Origin of the sequence: Variovorax paradoxus, from assembly GCF_000834655.1 — a bacterium.
Lineage (GTDB): Bacteria > Pseudomonadota > Gammaproteobacteria > Burkholderiales > Burkholderiaceae_C > Variovorax > Variovorax paradoxus_F.
Genome location: NZ_JXQQ01000049.1, coordinates 25581 through 47504, shown reverse-complemented (window position 1 = coordinate 47504; position 21924 = coordinate 25581). Strand labels below are relative to the sequence as shown.

Sequence of the window (21924 nt, the reverse complement as noted above, 5' to 3'; positions counted from 1 at the left end):
ATAATAAATAAGCCTCTTTTCAGGACATCATGCAAAAGCGTATCGCCGTCGTCGTGTTCCCTGGTTTCCAGATCCTCGACCTGGCCGCCGTCGCCGCTTTCGAACTGGCCAACAAGCACGCGGGCAAGCCGGTCTACAAGGTCGAGCTGCTGTCGGAAACCGGCGGCTCCATTCCCAGTTCGTCGGGCATCGGCGTCGAGACCAAGCGATTGACCGCGTCGAAATTCGACACGCTGGTGATGACGGGCGCACTCACCATCGAGCCCACCTCCGAAGGGCTGTGCAGGATGCTGCGCGCGGGCGAACGCAGCGCGCGCCGGATCGCAAGCATCTGCACCGGCGCCTTCGGCCTTGCGGATGCGGGCCTGCTCGACGGCCGGCGCGTCACCACGCACTGGGCCTTTGCGCAGGAGCTGCAGAAGCGCCACCCGCTCGCCAAGGTGCAGCCGGACCGCATCTTCATCAACGATGGTTCGCTCTGGACCTCGGCCGGCATGACGGCGGGCATCGACCTCATGCTCGCGCTGGTGGAGGAGGACCTGGGCGTGGAGGCCGCGCGCATGGTCGCCAGGAACCTCGTGGTCTATCACCGCAGAGCGGGCGGGCAGTCGCAGTACTCGGCGCTGCTCGAACTCGAACCCAAGTCCGACCGCATCCAGCAGGCGCTGGTGCATGCGCGCGCCAACCTGCGCGACGCGCTTTCGGTCGAAGACCTCGCCGAGGTGGCGCACCTGAGCCCGCGCCAGTTCAGCCGCGCCTTCAAGTCGGAAACCGGCCAGTCGCCTGCGCAGGCCGTCGAACACCTGCGCGTGGAGGCGGCGAAGGCACTGATCGATGCCGGCGGGCTGGCGCTCAACGTGGTGGCCGATGAAACGGGCTTCGGCGACCCGGAGCGCATGCGGCGCGCGTTCCTGCGCACGCTGGGCCAGCCGCCGCAGGCCGTTCGCCGCGTGGCGCGGCAAATCCTCGATGCGGCCTAAAAGGTGGGATATACGACATTTACGCCATCGCTCTTAAAAAGGAAACTTCCCTTCACGCCGCAACACCGCGGCTTCGAAAGGAAACTCCAATGACTGCGACATCCAAGGGCACCGCCCTCATCACCGGCGCTTCTTCGGGCATCGGCGCTATCTATGCCGACCGGCTCGCACGGCGCGGCTTCGACCTCGTGCTGGTCGCGCGGAACCAGGAGCGCCTCGAGGCGCTGGCCGCCAGGCTCACGGCCGAGACGGGCCGCAAGATCGAGACCATCGCCGCCGATCTCACCGACAAGAAAGACATCGCGCGCGTCGAAGCCGCCATCCGCACGAATCGCGAACTCACGCTGCTGGTGAACAACGCCGGCGTCGGTGCCACCGCGCCGCTGCTCGCCTCGGACATCGACAAGATGGAAGAGATGATCGCGATCAACGTGACTGCGCTCACCCGCCTCACTTATGCGGCGGTGCCGGGCTTCGTGGCGCGGGGCGCGGGCACGCTGGTGAACATCGCGTCGATCGTCGCGGTCTCGCCCGAAACCCTCAACGGCGTGTACGGCGGCAGCAAGGCCTTCGTGCTCGCGTTCAGCCAGTCGCTGCAGCACGAGCTGGGCGAGAAGGGCGTGCGCGTGCAGGCCGTGCTGCCGGGCGCCACGGCCACCGAGTTCTGGGACATCGCCGGCCTGCCGGTGGAGCACCTGCCCAGCGCGATCGTCATGAGCGCGCACGACATGGTCGATGCGGCGCTCGCGGGGCTCGACCAAGGCGAGAAGGTCACGATCCCGTCGCTGCCGAGCCAGGACGAGTGGGACGCTTTCGATGCGGCGCGGCGCGCCATGTCGGGCCGGATTTCCAGTTCGGTGCCCGCATCCCGCTACGGCGTGAAAGGCGCGAGCGCGGAGGCTGCGGCAACCGCCTGAAAACGGTCGCACTAAAATCCGCATCCCGCAGTTGGGCGTCCCGGCCGGCTGCGGGTTTTTGCTTTTCCGGGGCCATGTAGAGGACCACCATGTACAAAAACCTCGCGGGCCGCGCCGTTCTGGCGTGGGCAGCCGCCTGTTTTTTATCCCCCGCTTTTTCGCAACCGCAGGCTTCGAAAGAACCGCTGAAGATCGGTTTCGTCTACGTCACGCCGGTCACCGATGCCGGCTGGGTGCGCCAGCACGAAGAGGGCCGCAAGGCCGTCGATGCGGCACTCGGCGCGAAGGTCAAGACCACCTTCGTGGAGAACGTGGCCGAAGGCGCCGATGCCGAACGCGTGATCCGCGACCTCGCGCAGCAGGGCAACCGGCTCATCTTCACGCCCAGCTTCGGCTACATGGAGCCGACGCTCAAGGTGGCGCGCGATTTTCCCGACGTGAAGTTCGAGTCGATCACAGGCTACAAGCCCGCGGCCAACGTGGCGACCGCCAACGCGCGCTACTACGAAGGCCGCTATCTCGCGGGTATCGCGGCCGGGCGCATGACCAAGACCAATGTGGCGGGGTACGTGGCGGGCTTTCCGATTCCCGAGGTGCTGCAGGGCATCAACGCGTTCACGCTCGGCATGCGTTCGGTGAACCCGAATGCGAAGGTCGTCGTGGTGTGGCTCAACGAGTGGTTCGACCCGCCCAAGGAGCGCGACGCGGCGATGGCGCTCTTCAACCAGAACGCCGACGTCGTCGCCTTCCATACCGGATCGACGGCCGTGATGGCCGCGGCGCAGGAGCGCGGCAAGATGTCCATCGCCTACCACTCCGACATGCGCAAGATCGCGCCCGATGCGCAGCTCGTCGCGGTCACGCACCAGTGGGGCGGCTACTACACGCAGCGCGCGAAGGCGGTGCTCGACAGCACCTGGAAGAGCGGCAACCTCTGGGGCGGCGTGAAGGAAGGAATGATCCGCGTCGGCGACTTCGGCTCCAAGGTGCCCAAGGCCGTGCAGCAGGAGGTGCTGGCGCGCCAGCAGGACATCGCGGCCGGCAAGCTGCAGCCGTTTCGCGCAGTGAACGGCGATGTGCGCGACAACGAAGGCCGCACCGTCATCGCCAAGGGCGCGCAACTGAGCGACGAGCAGATCCTGAAGATGGACTGGCTGGTCGATGGCGTGCAGGGGCGCGTCGCGCGCTGAAATGGCTGCGCCGGGGTTTTCCCGGAGTCCATTCCGCATATAGCACTCATATGCGCATGGAAATTGCGACGGCGCGAGGCTGGATTACCCTCCGCAGCCACGATGAAAAAAGCCTACCGCGCCTCCCTCCTGCGATTCGACGACGCGGGCCTGCCCGTTTTCGATGAAGACGGCCTGCTGGTCGTCGCCCCCGACGGCGCCGGCCGCCAGCGCGTCGTCGATGCCGGCAGCCACGCCGCCGTGTCGCCGCGCCACCCCGATGCCGACGTGACCCACCTGCCGGGCCGCATCCTCGCGCCGGGCTTCGTGGACATGCACATCCACTTTCCGCAGACCGACATCATCGGCGCGCCTGCGCCGGGGCTCCTGCCCTGGCTCGAGAACTACACCTTCCCCGCCGAGAGCAAATTCGTCGAGCCGGCGCATTCGCGCGAAGTGGCCGATGTGTTCTTCGACGAGCTTCTGCGCAACGGCGTGACCACCTCGCTCACCTTCGCGACCTCGCACGTCGCCTCGGTCGATGCCTTCTTCGAGAGCGCACAGCGCCGCCAGCTGCGCATGATCACCGGCAAGGTGCTGCAGGACCGCAACTCGCCCGACGGCGTGCGCGACGAAACCGAGCAGAGCCTCGTCGATACCGAGTCGCTGATCCGCAAGTGGCACAACGTCGATCGCCTGGGCTACGCCATCACGCCGCGCTTCGCGCCCACCAGCACCGATGCGCAGATGCGCGGTGCGGGCGAGCTGGCCGCCAGGTACGGCGACACCTGGATCCAGTCGCACGTGGCCGAGAACCGCGACGAAGTGCAGTGGGCCCGCGAGCTCTACCCGAAGTCGCGCTCGTACCTGGACGTGTACGCCGGCTTCGGCCTGATGCGCGAGCGCGCCGTGTACGCGCACTGCATCTACATCGACGACGAAGACCGCCGCCTGATGCGCGAGACCCAAACCGCCGCGGCCGTGAGCCCGACGAGCAACCTTTTCCTGGGCAGCGGCTTCTTCGACTTCGGCGCGGCCGACCGCATGGAGTCGCCCTACGGCCTGGCGAGCGACGTGGGCGGCGGCACCAGCTTCAGCCCCTTCCACACGATGCTGGCCGCCTACTACGTGGGCCGCGAGGGCCAGACCAAGACGGGCCTCAGCATCCCGCCTTCGCGCCTGTGGTGGCACCACACCGGCGGCGCGGCGCGCTCGCTGGGGTTGGGTGGCGTGGTCGGCAACCTGCAGCCGGGCTGCGAGGCCGACTTCCTGGTGCTGAACCCGTCGGCCACGCCGCTGCTGGCGCGCAAGACGAAGCTGGCGAACAACCTCGAGGAACTGCTGTTCGCGATGATCGTGCTGGGCGATGACCGGCTGGTCGAGCGCACGGTGATCTCGCAGGCCGGCTGAGTGCCGGATGCGCCAGGCGCGTCGCTCGCCCATGCCACAATCGCCGACCTAGCGGCACCGCGCTGCCCCTTCGGGAAACGCCGCGGAACCGGCTTTGCCGGGCCGCTGGAGTTGCCCCTCGAGGGGTTGGCGAAGCGACACGAAGTGCGCGAAGACTGGGGTGTTTTCAATGTCTATCAAGAGCGACAAATGGATCCGGCGCATGGCCGAGCAGACTGGGATGATCGAGCCCTTCGAGCCCGGTCAGGTCCGTGAAGCTTCTGGCCACAAGATCATCAGCTACGGCACCTCGAGTTACGGCTACGACATCCGTTGCGCGCCTGAATTCAAGGTCTTCACCAATATCCACAGCACCGTGGTCGACCCGAAGAACTTCGACGAGAAGAGCTTCGTCGACATGCACGGCGACTACTGCATCATCCCGCCCAACAGCTTCGCGCTGGCGCGCACCGTCGAGTACTTCCGCATCCCGCGCAACGTGCTGACCATTTGCCTCGGCAAGAGCACCTATGCGCGCTGCGGGATCATCGTCAACGTGACGCCGTTCGAGCCCGAATGGGAAGGCTACGTGACGCTGGAATTCAGCAACACCACGCCGCTGCCGGCCAAGATCTACGCGGGCGAAGGCTGCGCCCAGGTGTTGTTCTTCGAGAGCGACGAGGTCTGCGAGACCAGCTACAAGGACCGCGGCGGCAAGTACCAGGGCCAGCGCGGCGTCACTCTGCCGAAAACCTGACGCGGCGACGGGCCGGGCACTGACGCCCGGTTACCCCGGGTGGCCCGGGGCCAAGTACCATCCAGCCACTATCCGGCAACAGTTGTGCACGCCGGGAAGGAGACTGCGATGAGATGGGAAGGCAACGAACAATCCGACAACGTCGAAGACCGCCGCGGCGAAGGTGGGGGCGGCGGCGGGAGCTTCATCGGCGGCCGCAGCATCGGCATCGGCACCATCGCGGTCGCGCTGGTCGCCGGATGGGTCTTCGGCATCAATCCGCTCACCGTGCTGAGCCTGCTCAGCGGCGGCGGTACCGAGCAGGTGCAACAGGCGCCTCAGGGCCCCGCGCCCAAGCCGCCTTCGGGCGACCGCGAAGCTGCCTTCGTCTCGACCGTGCTCAAGAACACCGAAGTGGTGTGGACCGACATCTTCAGGCAGAACGGCGGCAGCTACCAGGCGCCCCGGCTCGTGCTGTTCCGTGGCGCCACGCCCACGGCCTGCGGCACCGGGCAGTCGGCCATGGGCCCGTTCTACTGCCCCGGCGACAAGAAGGTCTACATCGACCTGGGCTTCTACGACACGCTCAAGAACCAGCTCGGCGCGCCGGGCGAGTTCGCGCAGGCCTACGTCATCGCGCACGAGGTCGGCCATCACGTGCAGGACGAGCTGGGCATCACCGCCAAGGTCGACGGCATGCGCGGCCGGCTGAGCCAGTCGCAGAACAACGCGGTGAGCGTGCGCGTCGAGCTGCAGGCCGACTGCTTCGCGGGCGTGTGGGCACACCATTCGCAGGAGTCCAAGAAGTGGCTCGACCCGGGCGACATCGAGGCCGCCATGAACGCCGCGCAGAAGATCGGCGACGACGCCCTGCAGCGTTCCGCGGGCCGAGCGGTGGTGCCCGACAGCTTCACCCATGGCTCCAGCGCGCAGCGCCAGAAGTGGTTCGGCGCGGGTTACCAGAGCGGCGACATGAAGTCGTGCGACACCTTCAACGCGCGCAATCTTTGAGCTTCATGGGCCCGCGAGGCCCGTGTTTGTTCGGTTGGATGCTATTGAATAAATAGCAATACAGGCGGCGCGGACGTTGTCACGGCGCCGTCACTGCCGTTTTTTGCGGCAATGCGACAATAGCGGGCTCAATGACAAGCTCCTTCTCCAATCTATCGCTGGCAGAACCGCTGGCCCGCGCCGTAGCCGAAATGGGCTACGAGACCATGACACCGATCCAGGAGCAGGCCATTCCGGTCGTGCTTTCGGGCCAGGATGTGATGGGCGCCGCGCAGACCGGCACCGGCAAGACGGCGGCGTTCTCGCTCCCCCTGCTGCAGCGCATGCTCAAGCACGAAAACGCCTCCACCTCGCCCGCGCGGCATCCGGTGCGCGCGCTCGTGCTGCTGCCCACGCGCGAGTTGGCCGACCAGGTCGCGCAGCAGGTCAAGCTGTACGCCAAGTACACCAACCTGCGCAGCACGGTGGTGTTCGGCGGCATCGACATGAAGCCGCAGACGCTGGAACTGAAGAAGGGCGTCGAGGTGCTGGTGGCCACGCCGGGCCGCCTGCTCGATCACATCGAAGCCAAGAACGCGGTGCTCAACCAGGTCGAGTACGTGGTGCTCGACGAAGCCGACCGCATGCTGGACATCGGCTTTTTGCCCGACCTGCAGCGCATCCTGAGCTACCTGCCCAAGCAGCGCACCACGCTCCTGTTCTCGGCCACGTTCTCGCCCGAGATCAAGCGGCTGGCCGGCAGCTACCTGCAGAACCCGGTCACCATCGAAGTGGCGCGGCCGAACGAGACGGCCTCCACCGTCGAGCAGCATTTCTACAGCGTCTCCGACGACGACAAGCGCCGTGCGCTCAAGCAGATCGTCAAGCAGCGCGGCATCACGCAGGCCTTCGTGTTCGTCAACAGCAAGCTCGGCTGCGCGCGCCTCGCACGCTCGCTGGAGCGCGACGGTCTGCGTACCACCGCGCTGCACGGCGACAAGAGCCAGGACGAACGCCTGAAGGCGCTGGCCTCGTTCAAGGCCGGCGAAGTCGACCTCCTGGTGTGCACCGACGTCGCGGCCCGCGGCCTGGACATCAAGGACGTGCCCGCCGTCTTCAACTTCGATATTCCGTTCAACGCCGAAGACTACGTGCACCGCATCGGCCGCACCGGCCGCGCCGGCGCCTCGGGCCTGGCGGTGAGCTTTGCCAGCGGCGGCAACGATGCGCGCCTGGTGGCCGACATCGAGAAGCTGATCAAGAAGAAGATCGAGCTCGAGCCCGTCGAGTTCGAGGAAGACCGCCCGCGCGGCCGCATCAACGACGGACGCCGCCACTGGCGCGAGGAAGGCGAAGCCGGCGATGCACGCGACGTGCTCGATCAGCCGCGCGAGCGCAGCAGCGGCATCGGGGCCGACGCACGCCGTGGCGGCGGACGCCCGCACCGCGCGCCTTCGGCGCCGCGCGATCCGTTCTTCGACAAGCCCTACGAGCCGGGCCAGGCCGACGCCACGCCGGCATGGGAAGCCGCCGCCAAGGCAGCGCCCGCGCGCGGCATCTCGAGCAACATCAAGAGCAAGCGCAAGGTCGCGGCGCTCTTCAAGAGCGCAGAGCCGAGCTGATCGGCTCCACCGCTGCAAAAAAAAGGCCGGGTGATCCCCGGCCTTTTTCTTTGGCGCCGACCTGGGCGGTCAGATCACCTTGAAGTGATGCGTCCCGTCGCGCGCCAGTTGCGCGACCAGCCCGTACTCCCAATCGAGGTACGCCTGCATGGCCTCTGCGGGCGCATCGGTACCTTCGTAGGGGCGGCGATAGCGATCGGTGCGCGCGGTCGCCAGGCGCGTCTCGCCGGTCTCGGCGTCGAGGCCGGCGGCGAACCATGCCGCGTTGCCGCCGGTGAGCACCAGCACTTCCACATCGCTTTGTCCGCGCGCATCGAGCAGCGCGCGCAAATCGGCTGCGGCATAGCGTGCGAGCAGGCTGCTGCCGCAGGTCAGCACATAGCGCTGCGATGCGGGAATCACCGCATCGATCGCACCCGCAAGCTGCGCGCGAATCACATACCAGGCACCCGGAATGTGGCGCTTCACGTAGTTCGCGCTCGTGGTCACGTCGAGCACGGCGGTGCCGGGCTGCTTGAGCAACTCGGCCAGCGACTTGGGCGCGATCTCTCCGACTGCGGCTGCAACCGGCGGATAGGTGGGCGAGGGCGCAACCTTCTCGACGAACGCAGACGCCGACGGCGCCGTGTCAGGCACGTAGACCTCCCACCCCATCTGTGCGAGCCACGAAGCGCTCATCGATGCGCGCACGCCATCGTCGTCCGCCAGCACGATGCGCGCGCCGCGTACCGGCACCTGGTGATCGGTTTCCTGCACCAGCTGTCCGCCGGGCGCGCTCGCAAAGCCGGGCAGGTGGCCCGCCGCGTATTCCTCGGGCGTGCGCACGTCGAAGCGATAGACGGTTCGGTGCGGCGCTTCCAGCGTCTGCAACGCATCGAGCGCGATGCGCCGCACGCCGGCCTTGTCGGCCACGCGCCGCGCATCGGCCGCTGCCTGTGCACGGTGCGCATCGGACACAGCGGCCGGCGCCTGCCGGCCCGCCCCATGGTCCAGCACCTGCCCCGCGAGCTTCCACCCGATCGTGCCGTTGCGCAGCGCCGCCACCGGGTTCGGAATGCCCGCGTTCACCAGCGACTGCGTGCCGATGATGCTGCGCGTGCGCCCCGCGCAATTGACGATCACCTGCGTCGACGGATCGGGCGCGAGTTCGCGCACCCGCAGCACCAGCTCCGCGCCGGGCACGCTCGTGGCCGAGGGAATGCTCATCGTCTGGTATTCGTCGTAGCGGCGCGCATCGAGCACCACCACGTTGGCCTTGGCTTCCACCAGCGCCTTCACTTCGCGCGCGGAGAGCGAGGGCGTGTGCCGCTCGTGCTCGACCAGTTCGCCGAACGACTTGCTCGGCACGTTCACGTCGCGGAACAGCTCGCCGCCCGCGGCGCGCCAGCCTTCCAGGCCGCCATCGAGCAGGTGCACGTTCGTGTAGCCGAGCGCGGCGAAGGTGCGTGCCGCGAGCGGTGCGAGGTCGGTCCCGTCGTGCGCGCCGTACAGCACGATGAACGTGTCCCGCCGCGGAATGCGCCGCCAGGCCTCGATCTCGATCTTCGAGAGCGGCAGGTTCGCGGCCCACAGCGGATGTTCCTGCGCGAACGGATCTTCCTCGCGCACATCGAGCAACGCCGTCTCTTCGCGCGCAAGGAGTCGTTCGCGCACGGCGGCAAAGGGCACGGGGGGAAAGGCAGCGGTCGTCATGCGAAGGTCGATCTGAGTTCTTCGGAGCGGTCCCAGAGGTTGGGAAGCAGCGTGTTGGAGTAGCCCGAGACGAACGGCTTGCGCCCGCCCTCGGCCGGGTAAGTATGCCGCCGTACCGCGCCGATGTTGGCGCCGTAGACGTGGATGCTGATCGACACGCGGTCCGCATGCGCGTTGTGCACGCGATGCACGTCGCCGACGTTGGGCGACACGGCCTCCACGTCGCCGGCATCCAGCCGCACCGCATCGCCCTGCGGCTGTGCGCGGCCGTCGCCGTCGAACGCGTAGCCCTGGCTGTATTCCGCGCCGCGCAGCATGCCGATGAGGCCCCACACCGTGTGGTCGTGGATCGGCGTGGCCTGCCCCGGCCCCCACACGAAGCTCACGACCGAGAAGCGCTCGGTGCTGTCGGCATGCAGCAGGAACTGCTGGTAACGCGCCGGGTCGGGCCGTGCGAAGGCATCGGGCAGCCAGTCGTCGCGCGCGACCAGCGCACGGAGCAACTCACCGCCTTCGCGGAGGATGCGGGGCTCGTCGGGCCCGCTGTCGAGCAGCCGGCCGAAAGCGCCGACGAAGTCGCGCAGCGGCGCGATCACGCGGGGCGCTTCCAGAGCTGGGTGTCGGTGATGGCGCGCACGTCCACGCGCACCGGCAGGATGCCGTCGCGCGCCGAGCGGTCGGCCACGGCCTGCAGCGCGACGATGTCCGCCTCGCTCACCGGCCGGCCCGCCACCGACGCGCGCGCGGTGATGATCCGCGCCGACTCGATCGGCAGCCGCGTGAGCTGGCTGTAGGCCAGCGCATAGGCCTCGGGGTTGGCCAGTGCCCAGTCGCCCGCGCGGCCCAGCCGGTCGAGGAACTGCACGATGGCCGCGCGCCGGGCCGGGTCGGCCAGCGAATGCTCGCTCGCGGTGATGAAGCCCAGCGCGGTGTTGATGCCGCGCCCGTCGCGCAGGATGCGCCCGCCTTGCTGGACCGCGATCGTGTAGTACGGATCGAAGACGGCCCACGCGTCGATCTGCTTCGAGGCGAAGGCGGCCGCCGCGTCGGTCGGCAGCACGAACTTCACAGTAACTTCGCTGCGCGGCACGCCGGCTTCCTCGAGCGCGCCATAGAGCTGGTATTGCGAGATGCTGCCGCGCGCCGAAGAGACGATCACCGTCTTGCCGCGCAGGTCGCTCACGCTTCGCAAGGGCGAATCGGGCTGCACCACGATGCCCAGCGAATCGGCCTTGCCGACGCGCGTGGCGACGATCTTCAGCGGCGTCTTGCCGACCGCCGCGGCCAGCACCGGCAGGTCGCCCGCCATCGCGGTATCGACCGCCGCGCTGCGCTGCGCCTCGAACAGCGGCGCGGCGCCCTGGAAGTTGGCCCAGCGGTAGGCGAACGGCGCGCCCTCGAGCGCCTTCGACGCCTCGAACAAGGAACGCAGGCCGCCGGCCTGATCGCCGAGGACGAGCGTGGTCGGTGGCTGCGCCCATGCACGCAGCGAACCGGTGGCAGCCAGCGAGAGCGCGGCGCCTTGTTTCAGCCAATCGCGGCGCGATGCCCTGGAGAAGAGCGGGTCGGTCATGCGGCAACTCCCGCCGCGAGCAGCGCGCGCTTGCCCGCGCCGACCAGGATCGCATCGTTCTGCGGCGTGTGGATGCGGCTGCACAGCACATCGCGGTAGTGGCGCTCCAGCGGGTTCTGCCGCGTGAGGCCATGGTTGCCGCTCAGCTGCAGCGCGAGTTCGACTGCGCGGATCGCGTTGTTCGTCACCGTGTACTTGAGGAGGCCGCTGTCGGTGGCGGGCGGCGCGTGGCCGTTGTCGACCGCTGCCGCCGCGTCATCGAGCAGCACGCGGTTGGTGCGCAGCAGCGCCTCGATCTCGCCGACGTGCTCCTGCACACGCGGCAGGCTGGCGAGCGGCGCGCCCAGGCTGCCGGGTGCACGCTGGTTCAAAAAGCCCACGAGCCAGTCGCGCGCGGCCTGTGCCACCGCGTCGTAGAGGCTGCCGAGCAGCACGACCATCCAGGCCTGCTGCGTGGCGTGCGCGTCGATGTCGGTCTGGCTGCCGGCATCGGGCGCCCAGTCGGCGGGGGCGCGCAGGTCGACCGCGTGGTCCAGGTCGATGGTCGCGTTCTCGAAGATCACTTCGTGGCTGCCCGAGGCGCGCAGGCCCAGGTGGTCCCAGCTGGCGATCACGCGCACGCCAGGGGCGTTGCGCGGCACCAGGAAAACGCCGGTGCGCGGCGTCGGCTCGTCGGTGCGCGCCCACACGGCGAGCCAGGTCAGGCCCTCGATGCCGGTGGTGTAGAGCTTGTGGCCGTCGATGGCCCAGCCGTTGCCGTCGCGGCGTGCGACGGTGGAGGGCAGGCCGCCGCGCGAGGGCGAACCGAGGGCAGGCTCCACGCGCAGCGCGTTGATGAGCGCACCGCGCTGCACCGCATCGCGCGCCACGCGTTCGCGTAGTTGCGGCGGCCACCGGTTGTCGCCGCGCGTGAGTGCGTGGTGCTGCAGGTAGGTCATCGTGAGGATCAGCGCGGTGGCCGGTTCGCCGCGCGCCACGGCCCCGATCACGCGCCGTGCCGTCGCCAGCGTGGCGCTGCCGCCGCCGTGCACCGCGGGCGCGACGAGGCCGACCAGGCCGTTCGCCTGCAGCGCCTCGAAGTTCTCTTGCGGGAAGGCGCCGCTGCGGTCGTAGTCGGCCGCTGTCGCTGCGAACTGGGCCGACAGCCGGGCCAGCAGCGCGGCATCGACGGTGGAGGAGGGGGTTGCTTCTTCAGGCGTGGCCGACGGGCGGCGCAGGGGGAGTGCACTCATGGTTCCCGCACGGTACCGGCCGGCGGGCGGCCCGAAAACGACGCATCCTGCATATCCAAACTCGTTTTTCTGCGTTCGCTTTTGCGGGGCGCCTCGGTACGGTCTCGGTTCTCTCCCATGGCTCCCGTGGGCATGGAAGACGAAAGACCGCAACGCATGAAACCCGATTTCCCGCTCGATCGCCGCAGCCTGCTCCAGGCCGCCGCCGCATGGGGCGCCGCCGCCGCCGGCCTCGGCACGCATGCGGCCCAGGCCGCCACGCCGTCGCGCGACCTCTCGGGCGTGACCTTGCGCGTCGGCACCTACAAGGGTCTGTGGCGCCCGCTGCTTCAGGCCTCCGGCCAGGCCAACACGCCCTACAGGATCGACTGGCGCGAGCTCAACAACGGCGTGCTGCACATCGAGGCCATCAACGGCGACGCCCTCGACCTGGGCTCGGGCAGCGAGATCCCGCCGGTGTTCGCGGCGCGCCAGAAATCCAGCGTGCGCCTGGTGGCCGTGACGCACGAGGACCTGAACAACCAGGCCACGCTGGCGCGCAAGGATTCGCCGATCCGCTCGATCGCCGACTTCAAGGGCAAGCGCGTGGGCTACGTGCGCGCCACCACCTCGCACTACTACCTGGCCAAGCAACTGGCCGAGGCGGGCCTCTCGTTCAACGACATCCAGGCCGTGAGCCTCACGCCCTCGGACGGCCTCTCGGCCTTCGCGCGCGGCGACTTCGATGCCTGGGCCATCTACGGCTACAACGGCCAGATCGCGCGCACCCAGTACGGCGCCCGGATCATCAAGACCGGCGTGGGTTATCTCTCGGGCAACTTCCCGATCTACGCCAACCCGCGCGCGCTGGACGACACGCTGCGCCGCGCGGCATTGAGCGACCTGCTGCAGCGACTGCAGCGTTCGTTCGCATGGATCAACGGCAACTTCCTGGCCTATGCGCGCGCGCAGTCGGCCGAGACGCGCGTGCCCGTCGGCGACCTGGTCGAACTCTTCAACGGCCGCAGCGGCGACTACAGCCTCGGCCCGGTGAGCGACGCGGTGGTGCGCAGCCACCAGGACGTGGCCGACACCTTCCTGAAGATCGGTGTGCTCGACGGCCCCGCCGACGTGAAGCCTCTCTGGGACCGCAGCTTCGAAAACGTGCTGCGCCTGCCTGCCGCCTGAAACACCCCCACACCTCGACAACAAACGAAGGACACCCATGAGCCAGAACGACGTTGAATTCATCGGCATGATCCAGGGCCAGAAGGTCTCGGAGATCCATGCCGCCAAGGGCCCGGCCATCGACCGCGACTACGTGCGCGCCTTCGCGCAGGCGCACGAGAACGCCGGCTTCGACCGCGTGCTGGTGCCGCACCATTCGACCGGCCCCGACGCCACGCTCACCGTGGCATATGCCGCCTCGGTGACCGAGCGCATCCACTTCATGCTCGCGCACCGTCCGGGCTTCGTGGCGCCCACGCTCGCGGCGCGGCAGTTCGCCTCGCTCGACCAGTTCAGCGGCGGGCGGCTTGGCGTGCACTACATCTCGGGCGGTTCCGACGAAGAGCAGCGCCGCGACGGCGACTGGCTCGATCACGACCAGCGCTACGCGCGCACCGACGAATACCTGGACGTGCTGCACAAGGTGTGGACCGCCGAGAAGCCCTTCGACCACGAAGGCGCGCACTACCGCTACCAGAACGCGTTCTCCGAAGTGAAGCCGCTGCAGACGCGCAACGGCAAGCCGCATGTGCCGGTGTATTTCGGCGGTGCCTCGGAAGCCGCGATTCCGGTCGCGGGCAAGTACGCCGACGTCTACGCGCTGTGGGGCGAATCGCTCGACCAGGCGCGCGAGCTCACGACGCGCGTGCGCGCCGAAGCCGCCAAGCACGGGCGCAGCGTGCGCTTCTCGGTGTCGTTCCGCCCGATCCTCGCGGAAACCGAAGAGGCCGCCTGGGCGCGCGCCGAGAACATCCTGGCCGAGACCAAGCGCCTGCGCGTGGTGCAGGGCTACAACCGCGGCGGCCCGCAGCAGAGCGAGGGCGCCAAGCGCCTGCTGGCCGCGGCCGACAAGGGGCCGCGCGTGGACAAGCGCCTCTGGACGGCCGTCGCGCAGGAAATCGGCGGCCGCTCCAACAGCACCGCGCTGGTCGGCACGCCCGAGCAGGTGGCCGATGCGCTGCTGGACTACTACGACCTGGGCGTGACCACGTTCCTCATCCGCGGCTTCGATCCGCTGGAAGACGCGACCGACTACGGACGCGAGCTGATTCCGCGCACGCGCGAACTCGTCGCGCAGCGCGTGGCTTCCGTTCGCAAGGCGGCCTGACCTGACTTTCTTCCTCCCCTTCCGGGGGAGGGCTGGGGTGGGGGGCAAGCGGCCTTCACGACGCTGCGGCCTTTGAAGCGCCGCTTGCCCCCATCCCAGCCTTCCTCCGGAAGGGGAAGGAGCAAAACCAGAAACCGAATACGAGGAATCCCCATGAGTGCCGTTCTTTCCATCGACCGCAACGCGGCCCAGCCGCTCAAGCTCAACCCCAACCCCCAGCAGAAATACTGGTTCGACCCGGTCCCGCCGCGCACCAGCGTGCAGGCCGAGCGCCGCCATCGGCAGGAGCGCCTGGCGGGGGCCTTCCGCCTGTTCGCGCGCTTCGGCTTCGCGCAGGGCCTGGCCGGCCACATCACCGCGCGCGACCCCGAGCTTTCCGATCACTTCTGGGTCAACCCGCTGGGCATTCATTTCTCGCGCATCAAGGTGTCCGACCTGCTGCTGGTCAATTCGAAGGGCGAGACCGTGATCGGCGACAAGCCGCTCAACAAGGCCGCCTTCGCGATCCACGCCGCGATCCACGAGCACAACCCGAAGATCGTGGCCGCCGCCCACACGCACTCGACCTACGGCAAGGCCTGGTCCACGCTCGGCCGCAAGCTGGACACGATCACGCAGGACAGCTGCGTGTTCCACGACGACGTGGCGCTGTTCGACGACTTCACCGGCATGGTGGTCGACACCAGCGAGGGCGACCGCATCGCCCAGGCGCTGGGCGACAAGAAGGGCGCGATCCTCAAGAACCACGGCATCCTGACCGCGGGTCCGACGGTGGAAGCCGCCGCGTGGTGGTACATCGCTCTGGACAACGCCTGCCACACGCAGCTTCTCGCCGAGGCGGCCGGCAAGCCGCAGCCGATCGACGAGGACACCGCGCGCCACACGCACAGCCAGATCGGCGGCCCGGAGGGGGCCATCCATTCCTTCTACAGCCTCTATGAAGGCTTGGTCGAGGCCGAGCCCGAGCTGCTGGATTGACACCAGGACCCGTTCAATAAAACCGTTCACGCCGAGCTTGTCGAAGCGCCGCGCAAGGCTTCGACAAGCTCGGCCCGAACGGTTCCGATCGCATGACACCTTCCGGAACCCGCACATGACCGCATCCCTTTCCCGCCGCAGCGTATTGCGAGCAGGCGGCGCCGCCGCCGTGGTTGCCTCGGGCGGCCTGATCGCCTCGCAGGCGTTCTCGCAGCAGGCGCGCAAGCTCACCTTCGCATGGAACGCCACCGCGTTCTGCCTCTCGCCGGTGGTGGTGGCGCAGGAGCGCGGCTACTTCGAGCGCAACGGATTGCAGGTGGACCTGATCAACTACACCGGCTCCACCGACCAGCTGCTCGAATCGCTCGCCACCGCGAAGGCCGATGCGGCGGTGGGCATGATCCACCGCTGGCTCAAGCCGCTGGAGTCGGGCTTCGACGTGAAGATCGTCGGCAGCTCGCACGGCGGGTGCGTGCGCCTGGTGGGCGCCAAGGCCGCGGGCGTGACCAACCTCGCGAGCCTGAAGGGCAAGATCATCGGGGTGTCGGACATCGCGAGCCCGGGCAAGAACTTCTTCTCGATCCTGCTGGCCAAGAACGGCATCGACGCCGACCGCGACGTCACCTGGCGCCAGTACCCGGCCGACCTGCTCGACATCGCGGTGCAGAAGGGCGAGATCCACGCCATTGCCGACGGCGACCCGAACGTCTACCTGATCGAGAAGCGCAACAAGGGCACGTTCGTCGAAGTGGCGAGCAACCTCTCGGGCGAATACAAGGACAAGGTCTGCTGCATCGTCGGTGCGCGCGGCGAACTGGTGCGCAAGGACAAGCCGACCGTCGCGGCGCTGGTGCGCTCCATCGCGCAGGCGTCGGACTACGTGGCCGAGAACCCGAACGAATCGGCCAAGCTCTTCGCCAAGTACTCGCCCAAGGTGCCGATCGAAGACCTGCGCGCGCTGCTGGGCACGCTCACGCACAACCACCATCCGCTGGGCAAGAACCTGCGCGACGAGGTGGAGTTCTACGCGCGCGATTTCCGCGGCGTCGGCGTGCTCAAGAAGACCACCGACCCGGTGCGCTTCGCCGAGCACGTCTCTTTCGATCCGCTGGCATGAGCACCCCCGACCCCGCCTTGGGCTTCGATTCCCTCCCCTTCCGGGGAAGGGCAAGGGTGGGGGCAGCGGCGCCCGAGCGCACCGCGGCTCCCGCCTCGACGCCGTTCCGTACCCAGGCAACCCCGCCCGTGTGGCGCAGCGGATTCGCCGCCGCGGTTGCGTGGCTCGCGCTGGGCCTGCTCACGATCTACTGGCCGAACAAGGCGGTGGGGTTCAGCGACTGGGCCTACACCGACGAGTTCGGTATCGCCGCCATCGCCGTGGGTGCGCTGGTGCTGGTCGTCGCGCTGCTCGGTTCGCGCGCCGGCCGCGTGTCGCGCGTGCTGCGGCCCGCGGGTCCGTGGCTCGTCGCGCTGCCGGTGCTCTTCGCGATCTGGGAAATCGCGACCGCCAAGCTCGCGCTGCTCCCCACGCCGTTCTTCGCGCCGCCGCAGAGCCTGGTCGAGACCTACATCGACGACTGGCGCCGCCTCGGCGAAAGCCTGCTGCATTCGGCACGCCTGCTCGCCCACGGTTTCGTGCTCGGCGCGCTCGCGGGCTTTCTCACGGGCGTGACCATCGGCTGGTCGCGCATCGCGGGCTACTGGGTGCATCCGGTGCTGCGATTCGTCGGGCCGGTGCCGGCCTCGGCGCTGCTGCCGCTCGCGTTCTTCTTCTTTCCATCGAGCTATGCGGCGGCGGTGTTCCTGATCGCGCTCGCCACGGGCTTTCCGGTCGCGGTGCTCACCTGGTCGGGCGTGGCCGGCGTCAACCGCAACTACTACGACGTGGCGCGCACCATGGGCGCGAGCGAACGCTTCCTGGTGCTGCGCGTGGCGATTCCCGCGGCGCTCCCGCAGGTGTTCGTCGGCCTCTTCATGGGGCTGGGCGCCGCGTTCTCGGTGCTCGTGACCGCCGAGATGATGGGCGTGAAGGCGGGCCTCGGTTTCTACCTGTCGTGGGCGCAGGGCTGGGCCTCGTACTCGAACATGTACGCCGCGCTCATCGTGATGGCGGCGCTCTGCTCGGGCCTCATCACGCTGCTCTTCAAGGTGCGCGACCGCGTGCTGTCGTGGCAGAAGGGGACCGTGAAGTGGTAGCCGCCGCCATTCCCGATGCGAGCGTGCGCCAGGCCGGCGCGCACATCGACATCCGCGGCGTAAGCCACTGGTTCGACGTGCCGGCGGGGCCGCTGCAGGTGCTCGATGACATCGACCTCACGGTGGGGCCCGGCGAATTCGTCGCGCTGCTCGGCCCGAGCGGCTGCGGCAAGTCGACGCTGCTGCGGCTGGTCGCGGGCCTGGAGCCCGCCACCGCCGGCCGCATCACGCAGGACGATGTGCCGATCACCCGGCCCGACCCGTCGCGCATCGTCGTCTTCCAGGACCCGACGCTCTACCCGTGGCGCAGCGTGTGGGACAACGTGGCGCTCGGCCTGCAGGCGCGCGGCGTGCTCAAGGCGCAGCGCGGGCGGGTCGACGAGGCGCTCAAGCTCGTCGGTCTCACCGACTTCGCCAAGGCCTTTCCGCACCAGCTTTCGGGCGGCATGGCGCAGCGCGTGACGCTGGCGCGCGCGCTGGTCAACGACCCGCAGCTGCTGGTGCTCGACGAACCGCTCGGCAAGCTCGACTCGCTCACGCGCATCGCGATGCAGAGCGAGCTGGTCAACCTCTGGCAGCGCGCAGGCTTCTCGGCGCTGCTGGTCACGCACGACGTGGAAGAGGCGCTGTTCCTGGCCAACCGCGTGATCGTGCTGAGCGACCGGCCCGCGCGCATTGCCGCGGAGATCGTGGTCGACCTGCCGTATCCGCGGCATCGCGGCCATGCGCGGCTTGCCGAGCTGCGCCACGAGGCGCTCCGGCACCTGGGGCTCGACGCCACCTGGTGACATGAACAGCACGCCCGAGGCCGATTGGCTCAACCTGCTGATCGGCCTGCTCCAGGGCGCGCAACTGCAACTGCTGCGGGTGCTCGATGCGCTCGGGCTCGCGGCGCAGGTGCATGGCCAGCCGGCGTGGCCATGGGCGCGGCGCCTGTCGGGCGAGAACCTGCTGATCGACCTGGGCCAGGCGCGCGGCCTTGCGTGGACGCTCGCGTGCGTTGCCGTCGCGGCGCTGGCCTTGCTGGTCGCGCTGTTCTGGCGGCGCCGGCGCTTCTACGTTCTGGCGCTGGTGCCGATGCTGCTCGTCGCCGCGCCATGGCCCGAGGCGCATGTGGTGCTGGTGCCGGCCACGCCGACGAGCTTCCAGTCTTCGCCGACAGGTTTCACGGCCACCTCCATCGCCAAGGGCCGCGTGCTCTACGCGCAGAACTGCGTGGCGTGCCATGGCGCGGACGGCCAGGGCGAGGGGCCGCTCGCAGCCTCGCTCGCGGTGTGGCCGCCTAACCTGAGCGGCCCGCTGCTGTGGCGGCGCGCCGATGGCGACCTGCTCTGGCGCATTCTTCACGGCACCCGCGATGCGCAGCAGAAGCGATCCACGATGCCCGGCTTCGGCGGCCAGCTCGACGAGGCCGACGCCTGGGCGCTGATCGACTACATGAAGGCGCAGGGCGCGGGCCAGAGCCTGCGCGCGCTCGGCAACTGGCCGCAGCCCATCGGCCTGCCCGACATGGCGGTGCGCTGCGGCGCGCAGGCGCCGCGGCTGCTCGCGAGCTGGCGCGGGCAGCGCGTGCGCATCGTGGCGGGCGACACCGCACCCACGGAAGACCCGCGGCTCGTCACCGTCCAGCTGGTCTCGCCTTCGCCTTCGCTGACCGCGAAGACCGCCGACTGCGTGGCCGACTCGCCCGCGGCCTGGGAGGCCCTGGCGCTGATCGCCGGCACCGACCGCCTCGCCGGCACGCAACTCATTGCCGACCGCGACGGCTGGCTGCGTGCACGCGGCGAGCCCGGCAAGGCGGGCTGGTCCGACGACGACCTGCTGTGCCGCAGCGAGCGCGCGCCCGCTTCTGCGAAGAGCGCCGCATCACCTGCCGATGGCCTCGGCGCACTCATCGCCCGCATGGACGCGGAGCCGGTGCGCTTCGTCAAGGGCGGTTTCATCCACTGATTTTTTCTTGACCTCGACCAAACCCGGAGAACCCATGACTTCGCACCTCGACCCCTCACGCCGCAAGCTCCTTTCCCAGGGCCTCGCCGCCGCCACGGCCGCCGCCTTGCCCGCCTTCTCGCTGCCGGCCCGTGCACAGGGCCGCCCGGTGCTCAAGGCCGGCGACCAGAAGGGCGGGCTGCGCGCCCTGCTCGAAGCGGCCAACGGGCTCGAAGGCCTCGGCTACGACATCCAGTGGTCCGAATTTCCCGCGGCCGCGCCGCTCGCCGAAGCGCTCAATGCGGCGGCGGTCGATTCGGGCCCGATCGGCGATGCACCGCTCATCTTCGCGCTGGCCGCCGGCACGCGCGTCAAAGCCATCGGCGCGAACCGCTCCGACTCCTACGGCACCGCCGTGCTCGTGCGGCCCGACTCCGCGCTCAAGACCGCGGCCGACCTCAAGGGCAAGAGCATCGCGACGAACCGCGGCTCCATCGGCCACTACGTGACGCTCAAGGCCATCACCGCGGCGGGCTTGAAGCCGGAAGAGGTGAACATCCGCTTCCTCGCGCCGGCCGACGCCAAGCTCGCGCTCACGCAGGGCTCGGTCGATGCCTGGGCCACCTGGGAGCCCTACACCGCGCTGGCCGAGGTGAGCCACCATGCGCGCGTGCTGGTGAGCGGCCGCGGGCTGCTGCCGGGCCTGAGCTACCTTGCCGCGACCGATGCGGCCATTGCCGCGAAGCGACCGGTGCTGCAGGATTTTTTGCAGCGCGTGGTGAAGGCGCAGCTCTGGTCGTACCGCAATGTCGATGCCTACTCGGCCGCGCTGGCCCGCATCATCGGCATTCCGCCCGAGGCGGCCAAGCTGCAGTTCGAGCGCCGCCAGCAGAAGTGGGTGGCCATCGATGCGCAGGTCATCGCCGACCAGCAGGGCACGGCTGACTTCTACCGGCAGGTGGGGCTCATCAAGCAGCCGCTCGACGTGAAGGGCACCTTCGACACCGGCTTCGGCGTCGCGGGCTAGGCCGAGGGCGCCTGCCAGGGGTCCGGGCGATCGGCCCGGTACGTCTGCGCGAGCGCGCGAAACTCCTGCGGCGCCATGCCGTAGGCCCGGCGAAAGGCGCGGGTGAAGTCCGAGGCGCTCTTGAAGCCGACCGCATAGGCCACGTCGGTCACCATCATGTGCGGGTAGCGGGCGAGCTCGTCGGCGGCCTGCCGCAGCCGCAGGTGGCGGATGTAGGCCCCAAGGCCCCCTTCGTGCTGGAACATGCGGTAGACCGTCGGGCGCGACAGGTGCAGCGCGTTGAGCAGGCTCTCGGGCGTCAGCTCGGCCCTATGCAGGTTCGCCTGGATATGGCGGCGCACCCGGCCGAAGAGCGCGGCGCGCGCCGCCGAGCGCGCGTTGCCGCTCAGGCCCGCCTGCTTGCCGAAGGCGGCGATGACCAGGTGCGCGGCCGTGCGCACGGCGCTGTCCGCTGCGGCGGCGGTCATGCCCGAGATGTTGGCGCCCAGGGCCGCCACGTGTTCGAGCGCCAGCCGCGTGAGCGGCGTCGCGTCCTGGACCGTGCGGCCGTGGATGGCCTCGGGGTCGGGAAAGATCTCCTGCACCATCGAGCCCGGCACGAAGAAGGTGAGGACCCGGCAGTGGCTGCGCCGCATGCGCACCGGCTGGCTCATGTCCAGCGCGAGGATCTTCGCGGTGGAGGCGGCGACGGGGGCGCTGTGCCGCGGCGAGGCGCGCAGCGCGATGTCGCCGACGCCGCCCTCGGCGAACACATGGAACACGTAGTCGCGCACGCTGTCGGTGGAGATGCGCGCCAGCGAGCGCTCCAGCAGCATCGCATCGGAGCGGCAGTCGGTGAAGAGGAGCCCCTCGACCTTGTAGCGGTCGATTTCCGCCCGGAATGGTTGCTCGATGTCGGCTTTCGAAGGCAGCACGTCGATCACGTGGCCCACGCGCTCCCGCCAGGCCAGCAGCTGCCGGTGCTGAGGCTCTCCAAGCACGCTGAAGTGGCTGCGCGCCACGCCGCCATGTGCCGCGGGGGAGGCGCTTCGAGGGCCGGGGAGGTTCATGGGAGAGAAGAAATCGCCAGTTGCGACGTCGAAGTTAATGCGCCAATGAACAGAAAAAACCGTTAAAAAAAGCGCAAAACCGGCGGAATTCTCTCAATAACTGAGACGGACGGTCAAGTCCGCCGAACCCG

General features: G+C 68.9%; 20 protein-coding genes. 15 read left to right on the top strand and 5 right to left on the bottom strand.

The features are described 5' to 3' along the window. Positions 1-29: 29 nt before the first annotated feature. From RT97_RS21190 to RT97_RS21160, 7 genes are all read left to right on the top strand, one after another. The gene (locus RT97_RS21190; protein ID WP_042580799.1) at positions 30-980 is read left to right on the top strand and encodes a GlxA family transcriptional regulator; all 951 of its coding nucleotides are present in this window, start codon (positions 30-32) and stop codon (positions 978-980) included. Positions 981-1069: 89 nt separating this feature from the next. After that, entirely contained in the window at positions 1070-1897 is an 828-nt protein-coding gene (locus RT97_RS21185; protein WP_042580798.1) for an SDR family NAD(P)-dependent oxidoreductase, read from the top strand. Positions 1898-1986: 89 nt separating this feature from the next. Next, the gene (locus tag RT97_RS21180; RefSeq protein ID WP_042580797.1) at positions 1987-3087 is read left to right on the top strand and encodes a BMP family ABC transporter substrate-binding protein; all 1101 of its coding nucleotides are present in this window, start codon (positions 1987-1989) and stop codon (positions 3085-3087) included. Between the two features lie 102 nt (positions 3088-3189). Beyond that, the gene (gene guaD, locus RT97_RS21175) at positions 3190-4476 is read left to right on the top strand and encodes a guanine deaminase (RefSeq protein WP_042580796.1); all 1287 of its coding nucleotides are present in this window, start codon (positions 3190-3192) and stop codon (positions 4474-4476) included. A 169-nt stretch (positions 4477-4645) separates the two neighbouring features. Then, positions 4646-5212 (top strand): dCTP deaminase, encoded by a 567-nt coding sequence (gene dcd / locus RT97_RS21170; protein WP_013542862.1) that lies wholly within the window; start codon positions 4646-4648, stop codon positions 5210-5212. A 108-nt stretch (positions 5213-5320) separates the two neighbouring features. Further along, complete coding sequence (ypfJ, locus tag RT97_RS21165; RefSeq protein WP_042580795.1) at positions 5321-6202, top strand: KPN_02809 family neutral zinc metallopeptidase; 882 nt, start codon at positions 5321-5323, stop codon at positions 6200-6202. A gap of 131 nt (positions 6203-6333) precedes the next feature. Then, positions 6334-7803, top strand: a complete 1470-nt coding sequence (locus tag RT97_RS21160) for a DEAD/DEAH box helicase (protein ID WP_042580794.1) — start codon at positions 6334-6336, stop codon at positions 7801-7803. A gap of 69 nt (positions 7804-7872) precedes the next feature. Here RT97_RS21160 and RT97_RS21155 read toward each other — a convergent pair whose 3' ends face one another. Genes RT97_RS21155 through RT97_RS21140 form a run of 4 tightly spaced genes read right to left on the bottom strand, consistent with a single transcriptional unit; the run spans position 7873 to position 12300 of the window. Continuing rightward, positions 7873-9495 carry a rhodanese-related sulfurtransferase gene (locus RT97_RS21155; protein WP_042580793.1) on the bottom strand — a complete coding sequence of 541 codons (1623 nt, stop codon included), beginning with the start codon at positions 9493-9495 and terminating at the stop codon, positions 7873-7875. Further along, positions 9492-10091 (bottom strand): cysteine dioxygenase, encoded by a 600-nt coding sequence (locus tag RT97_RS21150; RefSeq protein WP_172672235.1) that lies wholly within the window; start codon positions 10089-10091, stop codon positions 9492-9494. The genes RT97_RS21155 and RT97_RS21150 overlap by 4 nt, the downstream gene beginning before the upstream one ends. Continuing rightward, on the bottom strand, positions 10088-11068 hold the full coding sequence (locus RT97_RS21145; protein WP_042580792.1) for an ABC transporter substrate-binding protein: 981 nt from the start codon (positions 11066-11068) through the stop codon (positions 10088-10090). Before RT97_RS21145 ends, RT97_RS21150 begins: the two co-directional genes overlap by 4 nt. Beyond that, the gene (locus RT97_RS21140; protein ID WP_042580791.1) at positions 11065-12300 is read right to left on the bottom strand and encodes an acyl-CoA dehydrogenase family protein; all 1236 of its coding nucleotides are present in this window, start codon (positions 12298-12300) and stop codon (positions 11065-11067) included. The genes RT97_RS21145 and RT97_RS21140 overlap by 4 nt, the downstream gene beginning before the upstream one ends. Before the next feature lie 156 nt (positions 12301-12456). Here RT97_RS21140 and RT97_RS21135 point away from each other — a divergent pair, with 156 nt between their 5' ends. The 8 genes from RT97_RS21135 to RT97_RS21100 all read left to right on the top strand — a co-directional run bounded on the left by RT97_RS21135 (position 12457) and on the right by RT97_RS21100 (position 20744). Then, a complete protein-coding gene (locus tag RT97_RS21135; RefSeq protein WP_042580790.1) occupies positions 12457-13467 on the top strand; it encodes an ABC transporter substrate-binding protein in 1011 nt (336 codons plus the stop codon). A gap of 37 nt (positions 13468-13504) precedes the next feature. Further along, positions 13505-14614, top strand: coding sequence for an LLM class flavin-dependent oxidoreductase (locus RT97_RS21130; RefSeq protein WP_042580789.1), 1110 nt, complete (start codon positions 13505-13507; stop codon positions 14612-14614). Positions 14615-14767: 153 nt separating this feature from the next. Continuing rightward, entirely contained in the window at positions 14768-15592 is an 825-nt protein-coding gene (locus RT97_RS21125) for a class II aldolase/adducin family protein (RefSeq protein WP_042580788.1), read from the top strand. A 115-nt stretch (positions 15593-15707) separates the two neighbouring features. Next, the gene (locus RT97_RS21120; RefSeq protein ID WP_042580787.1) at positions 15708-16709 is read left to right on the top strand and encodes an ABC transporter substrate-binding protein; all 1002 of its coding nucleotides are present in this window, start codon (positions 15708-15710) and stop codon (positions 16707-16709) included. Next, entirely contained in the window at positions 16706-17788 is a 1083-nt protein-coding gene (locus RT97_RS21115; RefSeq protein WP_042580786.1) for an ABC transporter permease, read from the top strand. The genes RT97_RS21120 and RT97_RS21115 overlap by 4 nt, the downstream gene beginning before the upstream one ends. Continuing rightward, positions 17782-18576, top strand: coding sequence for an ABC transporter ATP-binding protein (locus RT97_RS21110; RefSeq protein ID WP_042580785.1), 795 nt, complete (start codon positions 17782-17784; stop codon positions 18574-18576). The genes RT97_RS21115 and RT97_RS21110 overlap by 7 nt, the downstream gene beginning before the upstream one ends. Position 18577: 1 nt before the next feature. Beyond that, positions 18578-19738 (top strand): c-type cytochrome, encoded by a 1161-nt coding sequence (locus tag RT97_RS21105; RefSeq protein ID WP_042580784.1) that lies wholly within the window; start codon positions 18578-18580, stop codon positions 19736-19738. 34 nt (positions 19739-19772) lie between these two features. After that, positions 19773-20744, top strand: coding sequence for an ABC transporter substrate-binding protein (locus RT97_RS21100; RefSeq protein ID WP_042580783.1), 972 nt, complete (start codon positions 19773-19775; stop codon positions 20742-20744). On the opposite strand, the gene RT97_RS21095 is transcribed toward RT97_RS21100, so the two are convergent. Next, the gene (locus RT97_RS21095; protein ID WP_042580782.1) at positions 20741-21793 is read right to left on the bottom strand and encodes a helix-turn-helix transcriptional regulator; all 1053 of its coding nucleotides are present in this window, start codon (positions 21791-21793) and stop codon (positions 20741-20743) included. The genes RT97_RS21100 and RT97_RS21095 overlap by 4 nt on opposite strands. Positions 21794-21924 lie beyond the last annotated feature (131 nt).